At 70.4% G+C, this 15,282-nt stretch carries 13 protein-coding genes; 7 read left to right on the plus strand and 6 right to left on the minus strand.

The window, feature by feature from the left end:
- The first annotated feature begins 7 nt into the window (after positions 1 to 7).
- The gene (locus tag ACESMR_RS08480; RefSeq protein ID WP_373046620.1) at positions 8 to 994 is read left to right on the plus strand and encodes a hypothetical protein; all 987 of its coding nucleotides are present in this window, start codon (positions 8 to 10) and stop codon (positions 992 to 994) included.
- 80 nt (positions 995 to 1,074) lie between these two features.
- Here ACESMR_RS08480 and ACESMR_RS08485 read toward each other — a convergent pair whose 3' ends face one another.
- Positions 1,075 to 1,488 carry a hypothetical protein gene (locus tag ACESMR_RS08485; protein WP_373046621.1) on the minus strand — a complete coding sequence of 138 codons (414 nt, stop codon included), beginning with the start codon at positions 1,486 to 1,488 and terminating at the stop codon, positions 1,075 to 1,077.
- A 133-nt stretch (positions 1,489 to 1,621) separates the two neighbouring features.
- On the opposite strand from ACESMR_RS08485, the gene nagZ reads away from it, so the two are divergent.
- On the plus strand, positions 1,622 to 2,740 hold the full coding sequence (gene nagZ, locus ACESMR_RS08490) for a beta-N-acetylhexosaminidase (protein ID WP_373046622.1): 1,119 nt from the start codon (positions 1,622 to 1,624) through the stop codon (positions 2,738 to 2,740).
- Here nagZ and ACESMR_RS08495 read toward each other — a convergent pair.
- On the minus strand, positions 2,737 to 4,038 hold the full coding sequence (locus ACESMR_RS08495; protein ID WP_373046623.1) for a response regulator transcription factor: 1,302 nt from the start codon (positions 4,036 to 4,038) through the stop codon (positions 2,737 to 2,739). The genes nagZ and ACESMR_RS08495 overlap by 4 nt on opposite strands.
- A gap of 137 nt (positions 4,039 to 4,175) precedes the next feature.
- Between ACESMR_RS08495 and ACESMR_RS08500 the strand changes: the two genes are divergently transcribed.
- The 5 genes from ACESMR_RS08500 (at position 4,176) to ACESMR_RS08520 (ending at position 8,927) form a co-directional block, all read left to right on the plus strand.
- Positions 4,176 to 5,372 (plus strand): ABC transporter substrate-binding protein, encoded by a 1,197-nt coding sequence (locus ACESMR_RS08500; RefSeq protein WP_373046624.1) that lies wholly within the window; start codon positions 4,176 to 4,178, stop codon positions 5,370 to 5,372.
- A 78-nt stretch (positions 5,373 to 5,450) separates the two neighbouring features.
- The gene (locus ACESMR_RS08505; protein WP_373046625.1) at positions 5,451 to 6,353 is read left to right on the plus strand and encodes a branched-chain amino acid ABC transporter permease; all 903 of its coding nucleotides are present in this window, start codon (positions 5,451 to 5,453) and stop codon (positions 6,351 to 6,353) included.
- A complete protein-coding gene (locus tag ACESMR_RS08510; RefSeq protein ID WP_373046626.1) occupies positions 6,350 to 7,366 on the plus strand; it encodes a branched-chain amino acid ABC transporter permease in 1,017 nt (338 codons plus the stop codon). Before ACESMR_RS08505 ends, ACESMR_RS08510 begins: the two co-directional genes overlap by 4 nt.
- The gene (locus tag ACESMR_RS08515; RefSeq protein WP_373046627.1) at positions 7,363 to 8,175 is read left to right on the plus strand and encodes an ABC transporter ATP-binding protein; all 813 of its coding nucleotides are present in this window, start codon (positions 7,363 to 7,365) and stop codon (positions 8,173 to 8,175) included. Before ACESMR_RS08510 ends, ACESMR_RS08515 begins: the two co-directional genes overlap by 4 nt.
- 14 nt (positions 8,176 to 8,189) lie before the next feature.
- Positions 8,190 to 8,927, plus strand: a complete 738-nt coding sequence (locus ACESMR_RS08520; RefSeq protein WP_373047106.1) for an ABC transporter ATP-binding protein — start codon at positions 8,190 to 8,192, stop codon at positions 8,925 to 8,927.
- A gap of 68 nt (positions 8,928 to 8,995) precedes the next feature.
- Here ACESMR_RS08520 and ACESMR_RS08525 read toward each other — a convergent pair whose 3' ends face one another.
- From ACESMR_RS08525 to glnA, 4 genes are all read right to left on the minus strand, one after another.
- Positions 8,996 to 9,856, minus strand: a complete 861-nt coding sequence (locus ACESMR_RS08525) for an alpha/beta fold hydrolase (protein WP_373046628.1) — start codon at positions 9,854 to 9,856, stop codon at positions 8,996 to 8,998.
- Between the two features lie 26 nt (positions 9,857 to 9,882).
- Complete coding sequence (locus ACESMR_RS08530; RefSeq protein WP_373046629.1) at positions 9,883 to 13,155, minus strand: PPC domain-containing protein; 3,273 nt, start codon at positions 13,153 to 13,155, stop codon at positions 9,883 to 9,885.
- Between the two features lie 54 nt (positions 13,156 to 13,209).
- Positions 13,210 to 13,569: a response regulator transcription factor gene (locus tag ACESMR_RS08535; protein WP_373046630.1), complete on the minus strand. Its 360-nt coding sequence runs from the start codon at positions 13,567 to 13,569 to the stop codon at positions 13,210 to 13,212.
- Between the two features lie 144 nt (positions 13,570 to 13,713).
- Complete coding sequence (glnA, locus tag ACESMR_RS08540; protein ID WP_373046631.1) at positions 13,714 to 15,138, minus strand: type I glutamate--ammonia ligase; 1,425 nt, start codon at positions 15,136 to 15,138, stop codon at positions 13,714 to 13,716.
- Positions 15,139 to 15,282 lie beyond the last annotated feature (144 nt).

The raw sequence follows: 15,282 nt of genomic DNA on the forward strand, positions 1-15,282 counted from the left end.
GGGGGATATGCGTTTGGCTCCTGCTCGGAATGGTCTCGCGCTTCTCGCCGGCGTCGGCATGCTTGCCGGCTGCGGCGGGCTCGACGGTGATGGAGGCGGCGCCGGCTCCCTCCACCAGAACTCGAACCACCAGACGACGGTGACCCTCGAGGCGCCGAGCTATGCCTGCGCCACCGACGAGAACGGCGGCTTCGCCGTCGCCGTGACCGCTGGCGCGACGTACGGCGCCCCTGGCGGCATCCGCCTCGCGCTGGTCACACCTGCAGCGGACGGCAGCATCGATTGGAACAGCCCGGACGTCTGCGAGGTGAGCTTCACCTCCAACGGCAACAACAGCTGGGCCATGGCGCCTGGCGAAACCCGCGTCTTCTCGGTCGAGTGGTACGTCGCGGAGCACCTCGCCGGCAACTCGCACAACGGCGTCTCCGTGACCTGCACCGGCGCGCCGACCTGTGGCACGGAATACGCGGTCGAGGGCTGGGCCCGGAACATCAACACCGGGGGCCAGAACGGCATCCACTACCTTCGGAGCCCGGAGAGCTACTACACCGACGGTACGTCGTACGCGTGCTCGGTCGCTTGTGCCGGCTACGACTGCCCGATGGGCAGGGGCTACTGGGACAACCACCCCGAGGCGTGGCTGCCCACCGGACTCGATCTGGGAACCGAGTACTACACCGCCATCGAAGCGGACGATTGCCTCGAGCGCGACAACTCGCCCGGCCAGTACATCCAGCTGGCCCAGCAGCTCATCGCTGCAAAGCTCAACGTCGCTGCGGGCTACGGCGACTACTCGGTCGACATCCATGCGCTGATCAGCGCCGCCGACACGATGATCGCATCTGGTGGCGAGCTTCCGACCGGCTGGCGCTGCGATGCGAACTCGTCGAACGTCCACAGCACCGATGCTTCGGCGCTGCAGGAGCAGCTCGAGGATTGGAACACCTCGTGTGAAGCGGACGAGGAAGAGGACGAGGAAGAGGTCCTCCGGTAGCGCATCGCCGCTCGTGAAAAGAGAAACGGCCGGGGTGGAAGCCCCGGCCTTTTCGTTATGGCGGCGTCGGCGGCCCGGTCTCAGGCCACGCTGCCGTGCTGCTGCGCCAGCAGCGCCGGAAGCGAGCCCAGCTCGCCCCGCTCTACCGCCTCGAGGAGGGGGGCCGGGTTGGTGAGGAGCAGCCGCTCCACCGACTCGCCGAAGGCGTGCGCCGCGGGCAGCGACTCCAGGCTCGATCGCAGCTCGTCGAAGCGCTCCGGGCGCTCCTCGTACTCGGCGCCGACCGCCGCCACGTGCGGGCAGGGCATGTGGCGCGCCCTGCAGGTGCAGTCGAGGGCGCGGGGGCTGCCGAAGACGACGTAGGTGCCGTGCCGCCCCTTGATCCGGGCGGCGACCACCCCGTCCCAGCGGACACAGGTGCCGATCCGCCCGTTCTCACGGTACCAGGCAGCGCCGACGCGCTTCGTGCGGGCCAGCCCGCTCCACCATCCCATCCTCAGCCCCCTTGGACCGCCGGCTTCACTAGGAAGCGGTGCCCATCTCTGCCACGATACGGCTCGCTTTTGCCTCCCACGAACATGGGAGCACGCACCGCCGGTCAAAAAGCGTAGCCAGAGTGTGTTATCGATGAACGCCACGGGTGATGTAAAGAGATTGGTTGCCGGGCTTTTTTGCGTAGGGTTTCCGGGGCTTTCCGTGCCTTCGGAGGTCAGGGAGCTCCAGGAGCTCGGCGTGGCCGGCGCGATCCTCTTCCGCCGCAACGTGGAAAATCCGATACAATTTGCATCTCTCTGCGCGGAGCTGAAATCGAGCGCAGGCAGGCCCTTCCTCACCTCGGTCGATCAGGAGGGCGGGCGGGTGATGCGCCTGCGCGATCCCTTCTCCGAGATCCCGGCGATGCGCGCCCTCGGCGCCGCCGGCGACGAGAGCCTCGCCGAGGCGGTGGGCGCGGTCCTGGGGCGGGAGCTCCGGGCGGTGAACGTCGATCTCGATTACGCCCCGGTGCTCGACGTGGACACCAATCCGGCCAACCCGGTGATCGGCGACCGCTCCTTCGCCCGGAGCCCGGAGGCGGTGGGCCGGCTGGGTGCCGCGCTGATCCGCGGCCTGCAGCGCGCCGGCGTCGCCGCCTGCGGCAAGCACTTCCCCGGCCACGGCGACACCTCCCAGGACAGCCACGTCGACCTGCCCCGCCTGCCCCACTCCCTCGAGCGCCTCGAGTCGGTGGAGCTACCACCCTTCGAGATGGCGATCCGCGCCGGCGTCGCCTCGATCATGACGGCCCACGTGATCTTCGAGCCCCTCGACGCCCGCTACCCGGCGACGATGAGCCGGCCCGCCCTCGACGGCATCCTCCGCGACCGGATGGGCTTCGACGGCGTGGTCATCTCCGACGATCTCGAAATGAAGGCGATCGCGGAGCATTACGGCCTCGAGGAGGCGGTGGTCCGCGGCATCAACGCCGGCGTCGACCTCTTCCTGGTCTGCCACCACGCGGACGTGCAGCACCGGGCGATCGATCTGCTCGCCGCTGCGGTGGCGCGGGGCGACGTGCCGCTCGCCCGGGTGCAGGAGGCGCGGCGCCGGGTCGACGCCCTGGTGCAGCGCTACGTGCGGCCCGCCGCAGCAGCGGAGGCGTTTCGCAACGTCGTCGGCTGCGCCGAGCACCGCGCGGTGATCGAGCGGGTGCGCGCCGCGAGCCCGCTGCTCGCGAGCACGACCGGCCGCGATCCGACCGAGGTCTAACTCTTCTCGACGAAGCGAAGCGCCAGCAGCACCGCGAGGGCGGCATAGACCACCTCGCGGGGCTTCCCCGACATGGCGAGGAGCTCCGCCACGGTGCGTTCGCCGTCGATCCGCGCGAGGAGCTGCTCCTCCCACGGCTCGAGGCCCGCGTCCGCCAGCTGGTAGGCCGGCTCCGGCGAAGGCGCGAGCCGGTCCTCGAGGAGGAGCAGCCGCTGCAGCCGGTCGACACCGTAGAGCTTCTTGATCCCCCGGCTGATCAGCTGCGCGGGATGGAGCCCGAGGCGCAGCGGCTCCATCGCCGCCCGGGATTGGAAGGTCATCACGTACTCGCCGTCCGACCAGGCGAAGAGCGAGTAGAGGATCGCCTTCACCTGCTGCGCCACGTAGTAGAGCCGCTCGGCGTCCTGGAGCACGCCCATCGCGACGAGTACGTCGCCGGTGCGGCGCTTCTCGGCGACGGCGCGCGCGGTCGCCTCCCGCAGCTGCTCGGGGGTGATGCGACCGAGGCGCACGAGGAAGGTGCCGAAGCGGTCCGCCGCGAGGTTGGAGAGCGCGAAGACCGGCGCCCCCTTCTCGAACCAGATCGCCTTCTTCACCTTGCCCCGCTGCAGCCAGAGCTCGCCGGTCTCCTGGAGGAGCCAGAAGGCGGTGACGAGCTGGGGCAGGTTGTCGCGGAGCGCGCCCCGCTGCACGCGCTGCTGCGGCTGCGTCGGAATCGGCCCCGTGCGCACCAGGGTCTGACCACGAAGCGGCGCCTCGAGGCGGAAGTCGTCGCCCCGCAGGACCGCCTGCACCATCGGGCCCCGGAGCGCGACCTGGCCGGTCATCTCCAGCGGCGCCATCGGCGTGGCGTCCGGCTCGGTCTCCACGTCGATGTCGAGCTCGACCTCCATCGACTCGTCGGAAGCGGCCTCGGCTGGCGGCGGCGGCGCCACGATCTCCTTCATCGCCGCGAGGAGCGATCCCGCGGCGAAGGGCTTCTCGAAGTGGGCCCGGGCGCCGTACTTCTCCTCCGCGTCCCGGGCGTGCTGGCGCCCCTTGAAGACGCCGGTGGCGAAGACGAAGGGGATCGCGCGCTGCGCGAGGACCTTGCCGACCTCGGTGCCCATCACGTCGGGCAGGAGCATGTCGACCACCGCGGCGTCCGGCGCCTCGGCGTCGATCGCTTCGAGGGCGGCCCTGCCGCGGTAGCAGACCCGGGTGCGATAGCCCGCCTCCTGGAAGACCTGCGACAGCAGGTCGGCCAGCTCGCGGTTGTCGTCGACGAGGAGGATCAGGGGGCGGTGCATAGGTTCCATCTGGCTATCCCCACCTCCCTGGCGTGTCAAACGGCCTGTGAGAAGGAGCCGCTTCCGCCCTGCGGCAGGTTGACCGTCCGTGAGAAGCCGTGCTCGAATTCTCCCTTCTCAACCGCACGTTTTCCTTGGGGGTAGGAATGCACGCCCGCGGGCTCTCCATCGCGCCGCTCTTCGCCGTCGCCGCCGTACTTCTCGCTTCCCTCACCGGCTGTGAAGAGAAGAAGGCAGCCGCCCCCGCGGGCGCGGCAGCAGCGCAGGAACGCAGCGGCGGCGATGAAATCCTCTTCGGTGAAGTGAGCTCGCTCACGGGCCAGGAAGCCACCTTCGGCACCTCGACGAAGAAGGGCATCGCCCTGGCGGTGAAGGAGATCAACGAGGCCGGCGGCGTGCTGGGCAAGAAGATCCGGGTCATCACCTACGACGACCAGGGCAAACCCACGGAGGCGGCAGCTGCCGCCACCCGCCTCATCGTGCAGGACAAGGTGCACGTGCTCCTTGGCGAGGTGGCCTCGGCCCGCTCACTGGCGATGGCGCCGATCGCGCAGGCCAACGGCGTGCCGATGATCACCCACGCCTCCACCAACCCCCGGGTCACCGAGGGCAAGGACTACGTCTTCCGCATCTGCTTCATCGATCCCTTCCAGGGCACGGTGATGGCGAAGTTCGCCCGCGAGGAGCTGAAGCTCGAGAAGGTGGCGATCCTCCGCGACGTGCGGAACGACTACTCGGTGGGCCTCGCCAACTTCTTCGTCGAGAGCTTCACCAGGCTCGGCGGCAAGGTGGTCGGCGACCAGAGCTACTCGGCGCAGGACATCGACTTCAAGGCGCAGCTCACCGCGCTCCGCGGCCTCGAGCCCCAGGCGATCTTCGTGCCCGGCTATTACACCGACGTGGGCCTCATCGCCCGGCAGGCCCGCGAGCTCGGCATCGACGTGCCGCTGCTCGGCGGGGACGGCTGGGATTCCTCGAAGCTCTACGAGATCGGCGGCGAGGCGTTGCAGGGCTCCTACTTCTCGAACCACTACTCGCTCGACGATCCGGCGCCGCGGATCCAGAAGTTCATCGCCTCCTACAAAGAGCATTTCGAGGAGGAGACGGTGCCGGACGCGATGTCGGCCCTCGGCTACGACGCCGCCTACATCGCCGCCGACGCCATCCGCCGGGCCGGCAGCCTCGACGGCGCGAAGATCCGCGACGCGCTCGCGCGGACGAAGGGCTACGAAGGCGTCACCGGCGCGATCACCATCGACGGCGATCGCAACGCGGTGAAGCCCGCGGTGGTGCTCAAGGTCGAGGACGGCAAGGCCGTCTACGCCACCACCATCAAGCCGTAGGATCTCCGACCACTGCCGTTCACGCCCAGCGCGGTCCTTCTCGGGACCGCGTCGGGCACCGCTGTAAGGGCCTTCTTCGTGACCGAGCTGCTGCAGCACCTGATCAACGGCCTCTCCCTCGGCGCCGTCTACGCTCTCGTCGCCCTGGGCTACACGATGGTCTACGGCGTCCTCCAGCTGATCAACTTCGCCCACGCCGAAGTCTTCATGCTGGGGTCCTTCGCCGGCTTCTACGCGACGCGCTTCATCCCGAAGTTCCGCGAGGAGCCGCGCTTCCTCCTCATCCTCCTCGTGGCGATGGTGGTCTGCGCGCTGCTCGGCCTGATCATCGAGCGCGTGGCCTACCGGCCCCTGCGCGACAAGCCGCGGCTCAACGCCCTCATCACCGCCATCGGCGTCTCGATGTTCATCCAGGCGGTGGGGCAGCTGCCCTGGTTCATGGGCCCCTCGCCGCAGTTCTTCCCCAGCCTCATCCCCAACGTGCCGCTGGTGGCCATCGCCGGCGTCTCGCTCACCAGCCTGCAGGCGGTGACCTTCGGCTCCACGGTGGCGCTGATGTTCGGCCTGCACCGGCTCATCTTCCACTCGAAGATGGGCGCGGCGATGCGGGCGGTCTCCTTCGACGGGCGCACCGCGAGCCTGATGGGGATCAACCCCGACTTCGTGGTCGGCTTCACCTTCGCCCTGGGTTCCGCGCTCGCCGCTGCAGCCGGCATCCTCGTCGGCCTCGGCTACCCGCGGATCGAGCCGACGATGGGTGTGATGCTCGGTCTCAAGGCCTTCGTCGCCGCGGTGCTCGGCGGCATCGGCAACATCCGCGGCGCGATGGTGGGCGGCATCGTCATCGGCCTCACCGAGGCGCTGGTGGTGGGCTATGGCGCCTCGAGCTACCGCGACGCGGTGGCCTTCGGGATCCTCATCCTGATCCTGGTCTTCAAGCCGGCGGGCCTCTTCGGCCGCATGGCGGCGGAGAAGGTATGAGCAGCGGGCGCATCTGGCTGCGCAGCTTCGTTCCCGCCTTCGTCGGCGTGCCGCTGCTCCTGGTGGCGAGCTGGCTGCTGCCGACGAAGGGCGACTCCTACCTCGTCTACATCGCGGGGCTGGCCGGCATCAACGCGGTCCTCGCCATCTCGCTCAACATCGTGAACGGCTTCACCGGCCAGTTCTCGCTGGGGCACGCGGGCTTCATGGCGGTGGGCGGCTACGTCGCCGCGGCGATCACCGTCACCTTCGGCAACAAATACCAGCTGAGCGGCGTGCCCACCTGGTTCTCGGACCAGCTCCTCTTCGTGATCGCCACGCTGGTGGGCGGGCTCTTCGCCGCCGTCGCCGGGCTGCTGGTGGGCATCCCCTCGCTGCGGCTCCGCGGCGACTACCTGGCCATCGTGACCTTAGGCTTCGGCGAGATCATCCGGGTGGTGATCGAGAACACCGTCTTCTTCGGCGGCGCCACCGGCCTCGTCGGGATCCCGCCGACCACCTCGATCTTCTGGGTGCTCTTCTGGGTGGGCGTGGTGGTGCTCGTCTCGCAGCGGCTCCTCGGCTCGAGCCACGGCCGCGCGCTCCTCGCGGTGCGGGAGGACGAGATCGCCGCAGAGTCGATGGGCGTCGACACCACCGGCTACAAGGTGCGGGCGTTTGCGATCTCGGCCTTCTTCGCCGGCGTGGCCGGTTCCCTCCTCGGCCACTACCTGCAGATCCTCACGCCCAAGGACTTCACCTTCGTCCGCTCGATCGAGATCGTGGCGATGGTGGTGCTGGGCGGCATCGGATCGATCTCCGGGGCGCTGGTGGCGGCGCTGCTGCTCACCATCCTCCCCGAGGTGCTGCGGCCGCTGCAGGATTGGACCGGCGTCGACTTCCGCATGGTGATCTACGCGGGGCTGCTCATCGCCCTGATGCTGCTGCGGCCGCAGGGCCTCTTCGGCTCCCGCGAGCTCTTCGGCCTCGGGCGCCGCGCCCCTGCCGTCACGCGGAAGGGGGCGGCGTCGTGAGCGCGATCCTCCACGCTCGGCAGGTCTCGATCCAATTCGGCGGCCTCAAGGCCTTGTGCGAGTTCGAGCTGGCGATCGGCGCCGGTGAGCTCGTCGGGCTCATCGGTCCCAACGGCGCGGGCAAGACCACCGCCTTCAACGTGCTCACCGGGGTCTACCAGCCCACCTCGGGTGAGGTGGTGGTCGACGGGAGCGTGGTGAACGGCCTCCGGCCCCACAAGATCGCCGCCAGGGGCCTCGCCCGCACCTTCCAGAACATCCGGCTCTTCAAGGAGCTCTCCGCCCTCGACAACGTGCGGATCGCCTGCCACCACACCACGAAGGCCTCCTGGCTGCAGTGCCTGGTGCGCACGCCTGCGTTCCTCCGCGAGGAACGGGCGATCACCGAGCGGGCCGACGGCTTCCTCGAGGTGATGGGGCTGGGCCACCGGCGGGAGGAGCTGGCGAAGAACCTGCCCTACGGCGAGCAGCGGCGCCTCGAGATCGCGCGGGCGCTGGCCACGGGGCCGAAGGTGCTGCTCCTCGACGAGCCCGCCGCCGGCATGAACAGCAGGGAGAAGGTCGATCTCATGGAGCTGATCCGCCGGATCCGCGACGAGTTCGACCTGGCGATCCTGCTCATCGAGCACGACATGAAGCTGGTGATGGGCGTCTGCGAGCGGATCCACGTGCTCGACCACGGCGTGATGATCGCCGAGGGCTCGCCGGAGCAGGTGCGGCGCAATCCGAAGGTGATCGAGGCCTATCTCGGGCAGGCGCCGGAAGAGGCGGCGCCCGCAGGTGCCGCCGCAGCGGCGGAGGCGAATTGATGGTCACCGCGAAGATGCAGGCGCCCACCGCGCTGGCGGCGGAGTCGATCCTCGAGCTCCGCGACGTGCACGTGCACTACGGCGCGATCCACGCGCTGCACGGCGTCTCGCTGCAGGTGCGGGCAGGCGAGGTGGTCGCGCTCATCGGCGCCAACGGCGCCGGCAAGACGACGACGCTGCGGGCGGTGAGCGGCATGCTCCAGCCCTCGAGCGGCCAGGTGATCTTCGGCGGCGAGGACGTCACCGCCCTGAAGGCCCACAAGCTGGTGCCGCGGGGCATGGCCCACGCACCCGAGGGCCGCGGGATCTTCCTCAACCTCACCGTCGAGGAGAACCTCGATCTCGGTGCCTTCCTGCGCAGGGATACGGCGGGGATCGCCGCCGACAAGGAGAAGGGCTTCGCCCTCTTTCCCCGGCTCAAAGAGCGGCGCAGCCAGGTGGCGGGCACGCTCTCCGGCGGCGAGCAGCAGATGCTCGCCGTGGCCCGGGCGCTGATGTCGCGGCCGAAGCTGCTGCTCCTCGACGAGCCGTCGCTGGGCCTGGCGCCGCAGATCGTGGAGACGATTTTCGGCATCCTCCGCTCGATCAACGAGGAGGGCGTCTCGATCCTTCTCGTCGAGCAGAACGCCGCCAAGGCGCTGCAGCTCGCCCACCGCGCCTACGTGCTCGAGACCGGCGAGGTGGTGATGGAGGGCGCGGGCCGCGACCTCCTCCACGCCCCGGAGATCCGCAAGGCCTACCTCGGCGAGTAGTTCCGCACCACGAGGTAGCGCACGCCGGCAACGTCGTCGGGCATCCGGCTCGATCGGCCTCCAAGCACCTACCGTGCCCAGCGCCGCGCGAAGCGCACGATCCGCTCGCCCACCTCCGCCGGCAGGTCGTGGTGGAGGAAGTGCCCGGCGTTCTCGAAGACCTGGCTCTCGAACGTCGCCTCGACGTAGCGCGCCTGCCCCTCCGCCATCTCCACCGCCACCGCCGGGTCGTGGCCACCTGCCAGGTAGAGCGTGGGCACCCGCACCACCAGCGCCCGCGGCGCCTTGCCGCGGGGCAGCGCGCGGTAGGGTCCGAGCGGCCCGGGCATGCTCCTGCGCAGCGTCTCCACCAGCTCGTCCAGGTAGGGCAGCGGCCTGCCCGGGGGCACGGTGCTCGCCCGGTAGAGCCTGTCGACGGCGGCGAAGTCGTGGGCGGCGAGGAGCCGCTCCGGCAGCCACGGCAGCTGGAAGAAGCCGACGTACCAGCTCCGCATCAGCTGCTGGGGGTGGCGTCGCAGGTTGCGCAGGAAGGCGTGGGGATGGGGCACCGCGAGCGCCACCAGCGCCGCGATCCGATCCGGCGCCCGGGCCGCAGCGTACCAGCCGGCGACGGCGCCCCAGTCGTGCCCGACGAGGAGCACCTTGCCCCCGTCGGCGAAGGCAGCGGCGAGCTCCACCGCGTCCCTGCCGAGGCGCGCCGGATCGTAGGGGCCGGTGCAGACGCTGGGGCGGTAGCCACGGATCCATGGCGCCACTACACGGTAGCCCGCACTGAGCAGCGCGCCGAGGATCGGCTCGAAGCTCCGCGGGTGATCGGGGAAGCCGTGCAGGCAGAGCGCCACCGGCGCGCCCCGCTCGCCGGCGTCGAGGTAGGCGAAGGTGCCGCCCTCCACCGTGACCTCGTGTCTCGCTCCGCCGAAACGCACCATGCAGCAGCCTTGCCGTGCCCGGCAGCCTACCGGGCCTGCAGCGTGAACGCCCCGCCGCCGCTGGCGCCGTCGACGACCACCCGGTAGGTCCCCGCAGCCGGCGCGGTGAAGACCAGCGTCTCCGCGCCGCCGGCGAAGGCGGCGTCGACGCCGCCGAGGCATTGCGTCGCCGCGGAGCAATCGTCGCCGAGCACGTAGACCGCTGCGTCGTAGCCCTGCTCCGGCGTGACGGTGATGGTCACGGTCTGCCCCTGGGTGAGCTGGAACTCGTAGAAGGAGTCGTTGCCGGTGGTGAAGTAACCGGTGCAGCTCGACGCCAGCGGGAACGAGAGATCGTCGGCGGCCCAGGTGTTGTCGCCGGCGATGGTGCCGGTGAGCGGCAGCGGCGACGCGTTGGCGCAGACGTCGTTGAGCACCGTCGCCGGCAGGGTCACGGTCAGGTCGAAGTCGACCGCCGTGCCGGAGGTGGAGGCGACCGCCACCGCATAACGCCCGGCGCCGACCTGCTGGTCGATGCGCGCGCGCTGCTGCGGCCCGACGCAGGCCTGCTCGGTGCCGCAGGTGGCCGCGTCGAGGAGCGCCAGCGAGGCAGGGCCGTTCGCCGCCAGGTCGATCACGAGCCGGCCCGCCGGCACCTGGATCTCGTAGTACACCTCGGGTGCACCGGGCCCGCAGCTCAAGGCGCCGTCGGCGCTGGCGCCGGCGGTGCTGCCGCGCACGGTGGCGCTGCCGCCGCCGAGGTTGAGCGCCGTCGCATCGCCGCAGACGTCGTTGGCGGGAGGCACGAGGGGCGGCAGCACCTGGGCGGCCAGGGTGAAGGGACCAGCGCGCTGCGGCGTCCCGCCGACGACCAGTGTGTAGTCGCCCGCAGCGAGCTGGGGCACGTCGAGGATCCCCTCGCCGGTGGCGAGCGCCGCGCTGCAGGCGAGCTCGCCGCTGCAGCTGGCGTCGCGGAGCGAGAGCCGCGCCGGGAAGGGCGCCCGGATCTCCGCCCGGAAGCGGCTGCTCTCGGCGAGGGTCACGCGGTAGGCGAGATCGGGACCGCCACCGCCGCAGGCGCTGCCGCCCTGATCGACCGCGCCGCCGAGCGTCGCCCCCACCAGCCGCGCGCGATCGCCGCTGGTGATGAGCAGCGGCGCCGCGGCGCAGGCGGGATCCTCGGCGGTCGAGAGGTAGAGCGCGTACGGCCGCTGTGCCGGCGCCGGCGCCGCCACCTTCACCAGCAGGGTGCGGTCCGCCGCAGCATCCGGTGCTGCAGCAGCCGTCTTGCCGCCGCCGAGGAAGTCGACGTTGGTGCCGGAGGAGAGCCGCGAACCGGCGGTGTCGAAGATCTCGAGGCTCGCCTCGCCGTTCGCCTCGGGGAAGACGAAGGCCTGGAGCCAGCGGCCCGCGGGCACCTCCACCGAGAAGAAGTCGTCGTCGGCGCGGTCGACCTCGGGGCAGAGCACGAGCCCCTCCAGCCACGTATCGGCCGGGACGGGGCGCGGGCTGGTGCGGTTGTTGTTGGGCTCGAGGGCGTCGGTGCAGGCGCCGCCGCCGGCAACGACCGAAGCGAGGAGGCTGTAGGACCCCACCATCCCGCCGGCCGAGTGGACGCGGAGGTAGTAGCGACCCACCGCTGCGGCGGGGAGGCTGCGGCGCAGGACCTTGCCCTCGATGCCCGTCTGCTGCAGGAGCTCGTTGGTGGCGGGATCGTACCAGGCGAGGGTGAGGGTGGTGCCGGGCGGCGGCGCGAGGAGCTGCGCGGAGAGGCCTGCCCCCGGCGCGGCGTTGAAGACGTACCAATCCTCGTCGTTGCTGCAGATGGTGCCGGCAACAGGGGCGCCGGGGGCGAAGGGCCGGGCCTGCGCGGGCCCCTGATCCGGCTCCACGTCGCCGGCGCAGTTGGCGGCGACGCAGCTCCCGCCGTTGCAGATGCTGCCGGGGCCGCACTCGACATCTGCCGTGCAGGAAGGCGGCTGCACGCACTGGCCTGCTGCGCACCAGAGCCCCGGCGCGCAATCGAGGGTGGTGGCGCAGTCGCTGCAGACGTCACCCGAGCAGACGCCGTCGGCGCAATCGGCGTCGGAGGTGCAGGTCGCCGCGTCGATACAGGCGCCTGCGCTGCAGATGCCGCGGGGGCACTGGTCGTCGGTGCGGCAGGCACCGCAGAGGCCGCCGGCGCAGACGTAACCGCCCCTGCATTCGGAGTCGGTGACGCATTCCTGCGGGACGGTGCAGACCTCGTCGATGCAGCGCTCGCCGGTGCCGCAGCCGGCGTCGACGGTGCACTCCACGCACTGGCCCTCGGCGTTGCAGGCGGGCGCCCGCGGATCGAAGGCGCAGTCGGCGCCGCTGCCGCAGGGGCCGGCGGCGCTGCAGGAGCCGGCCTCGCAGCGCGCGCCCACCGGGCAGTCGTTCACGGTGTCGCAGGCGATCGCCACGCAGGCGGCGCGCTCCTCGCAGCGCTGGCCGATGGCGCAGTCGGCGTCACCCGTGCAGACGACGCAGGCGCCCGAGGCGGGATCGCAGACTTCACCGGCGGGATTGCCGGCGCAGTCCTGGTTGCTGCCGCAGCGGAAGGGCGGCTCGCAGATCCCGGCCTCGCTGCAGCTCTCGCCCTCGGCGCAATCCTCGTCGCCGGTGCACCCGACGCAGCGTCCCTCGTCGCTGCAGACCGGCAGGTCGGGGAAGGCTTCGCAGTCGAGATCGCTCTCGCAGCGCACGTCGACGCAGGCGCCGCCGAGGCAGTCGATGCCCTCGCCGCAATCGGCGCCGCCCCGGCACTCGACACAGAGGCCGCGGCCATCCTCGACCAGGCAGAGCGGACGGCCCGGCGCCGCCTCCTCGCACTCGACGTCGGAGGTGCACTCCACCGGCACCGCCACGCAGCTCCCCGCTTCGCAGGCCTCGCCAGCGGCGCAGTCATCGCTCTCGAGGCAGGCCACACACGCGTCGCCCGCCTCGTTGCAGCGCGGCGTGGGCGCGGCGCAATCGGCGTCGGTGGTGCAGACCGAGCCCATGCAGATCCCGCCGGTGCAGCTCCGGCCCCTGCAGTGGGTGTCGTTCAGGCACGAGACGCAGTCGCCGCTGCTCCTGTCGCAGAACTCGCCGCGCGGATCCTGGAAGCAGTCGGAGTTGGCCTCGCAGCCGGGGTTCTCGATCGGTTCGACGGGGCGCTCGACACACTGGCCGGCCTGGCAGCTGAAGCCTTCCGGACAGGTGACACCGCGACAGGGGTCCTCGGCGGGCTCTTCGTCGCCACAGGCGACGAAGACGACCGGGACGACCAGGAGGAGGAGCAGGCGGAGGAGACGCATGGCAGGAACGCTACCACAGCCCTCCGACCATGCGCCTCCCCGGCACCTGCCAGATCAGGCGAGGACCGCGTGCACCGCCGCGAGGAGCTCCGCCGGCGGGCAGGGCTTGCGGACCCAGCGCGCGGCGCCGATGCGCCGGGCCTCCAACTCCAGGTCGGCGCTCCCCGAGAAGAGGACGAGGGGCACGGTGTCGATCCCCTGCGCGCGGATCCGCTGCACGAAGTCGAACCCGCCCGCCACCGGCATCATCAGGTCGAGGACGATCGCCTCCGGCCGGTGGACCTCGGCGAGCGCGTGGGCCTCGACACCATTGCGCGCTGCGATCACCCGGTGCCCCGCTGCTTCGAGCAGGTCCCGTAGCGTGCTGCGGAGGACCGCGTCGTCCTCGACGAGCAGCACCGTCGGCTGTGCCATGGCTCCGTACCCCCCGGGGCCTCCTGATGCAGGTGCCCCGTGGAGCGTAGGGTTGTCCACCGGGCGCATACGCGGAAGGCCCGCCACCCCAAAGAGGGGCGAGGCGGGCCTTCCAGGGACGAGGCTTCCGTCCGATACGAGACGTTAGATGTCGAAGTAGAGCGCGAACTCCATCGGCGACGGACGCATCCGGACCGGGTTCACTTCCTTCTCCATCTTGGTGTCGATCCAGGTGCGGATCACGTCCTCGGTGAAGACGTCGCCCTTGAGCAGGAACTCATGGTCGTTCTTCAGGGCCTCGAGGGCGCCCTCGAGGGACTCGGGCATCTTCGGGATGTCCTTCAGCTCCTCGGGGCTCATCCCGTAGATGTCCTTGTCGAGGGGCTGGCCGGGATCGATGCGGTTCTCGATGCCGTCGAGGCCCGCCATCAGCATCGCCGCGAAGGCGAGGTAGCCGTTGCAGGACGGATCCGGCGAACGGAACTCCATGCGCTTGGCCTTCGGCGAGGGCGAGTACATCGGGATGCGGACCGCGGCGGAGCGGTTGCGCGCCGAGTAGGCGAGGTTCACCGGCGCCTCGAAGCCCGGCACCAGCCGCTTGTAGGAGTTGGTGGTGGGGTTGCAGAGCGCGGCGAGGGCGGGGCCGTGCTTGAGGATGCCGCCGATGTACCACATCGCCATCTCGCTCATGCCCGCGTAGCCGTCGCCGGCGAAGAGCGGGCGGCCGTCCTTCCAGAGCGACATGTGGGTGTGCATGCCGCTGCCGTTGTCGCCGTAGAGCGGCTTCGGCATGAAGGTCACGGTCTTGCCGTTGCGGTAGGCGACGTTGCGGATGATGTACTTGAACCACATCAGCTGGTCGGCCATCTTCAACATGCTGTTGAAGCGCACGTCGATCTCGGCCTGGCCTGCGGTGGCGACCTCGTGGTGCTGGCGCTCGACCCGGATGCCCACGGCCTCGAGGAGGCGGCACATCTCGGTGCGGATGTCCTGCTGCTTGTCGGTGGGGCCCACCGGGAAGTAGCCGCCCTTGTAGCGGGGCTTGTAGCCGAGGTTGCCGCCGGGCTCCTCACGGCCGGTGTTCCACTGCCCCTCGTCCGAGTCGAGCTTGTAGAACGAGTGGTTCGCGCCGGTGTCGTAGCGGACCTCGTCGAAGATGAAGAACTCCGGCTCCGGTCCGTAGAAGGCCGTGTCGGCGATGCCGGTGCTCTTCAGGTAGCGCTCCGCCTTCTGGCAGATGTTGCGCGGGTCGCGGCTGTAGGCTTCCTTGGTGATCGGATCGACGATGTTGCAGATCAGCGACAGCGTCGGGTCGGTGATGCAGGGGTCCATCACCGCGGTGGTGACGTCGGGGACCACCAGCATGTCCGAGGCGTGGATCGAGGCCCAGCCGCGGATCGACGACCCGTCGAAGCCCAGGCCCTCTTCGAAGATCGCCTCCTCGAGCTCGGACATCGGGATCGAGAAGTGCTGCCAGATCCCGATGAAATCCATGAACTTGAAGTCGATCATCTGGACGCGCTTGTCCTTCGCGTAGGCGATCACGTCCTTCGGAGTCATCTCGGCCATCTCGTCCTTCCTTCCCTGCCGCGCTGCCGCGGCCGCCTGCTACTCCGGCAGGCGCCGGGGCGCCGCCGTTCGTCCTGGCTCTAGAGCAAGCACCGGGCCAGCGCCCCTGGCCCGGCGGATCGGCGCTCGGAGGCCGATCGCCCG

The sequence above is a fragment of the Vulgatibacter sp. genome (genome assembly GCF_041687135.1).
In the GTDB taxonomy this organism is placed as follows: Bacteria; Myxococcota; Myxococcia; order Myxococcales; family Vulgatibacteraceae; genus JAWLCN01.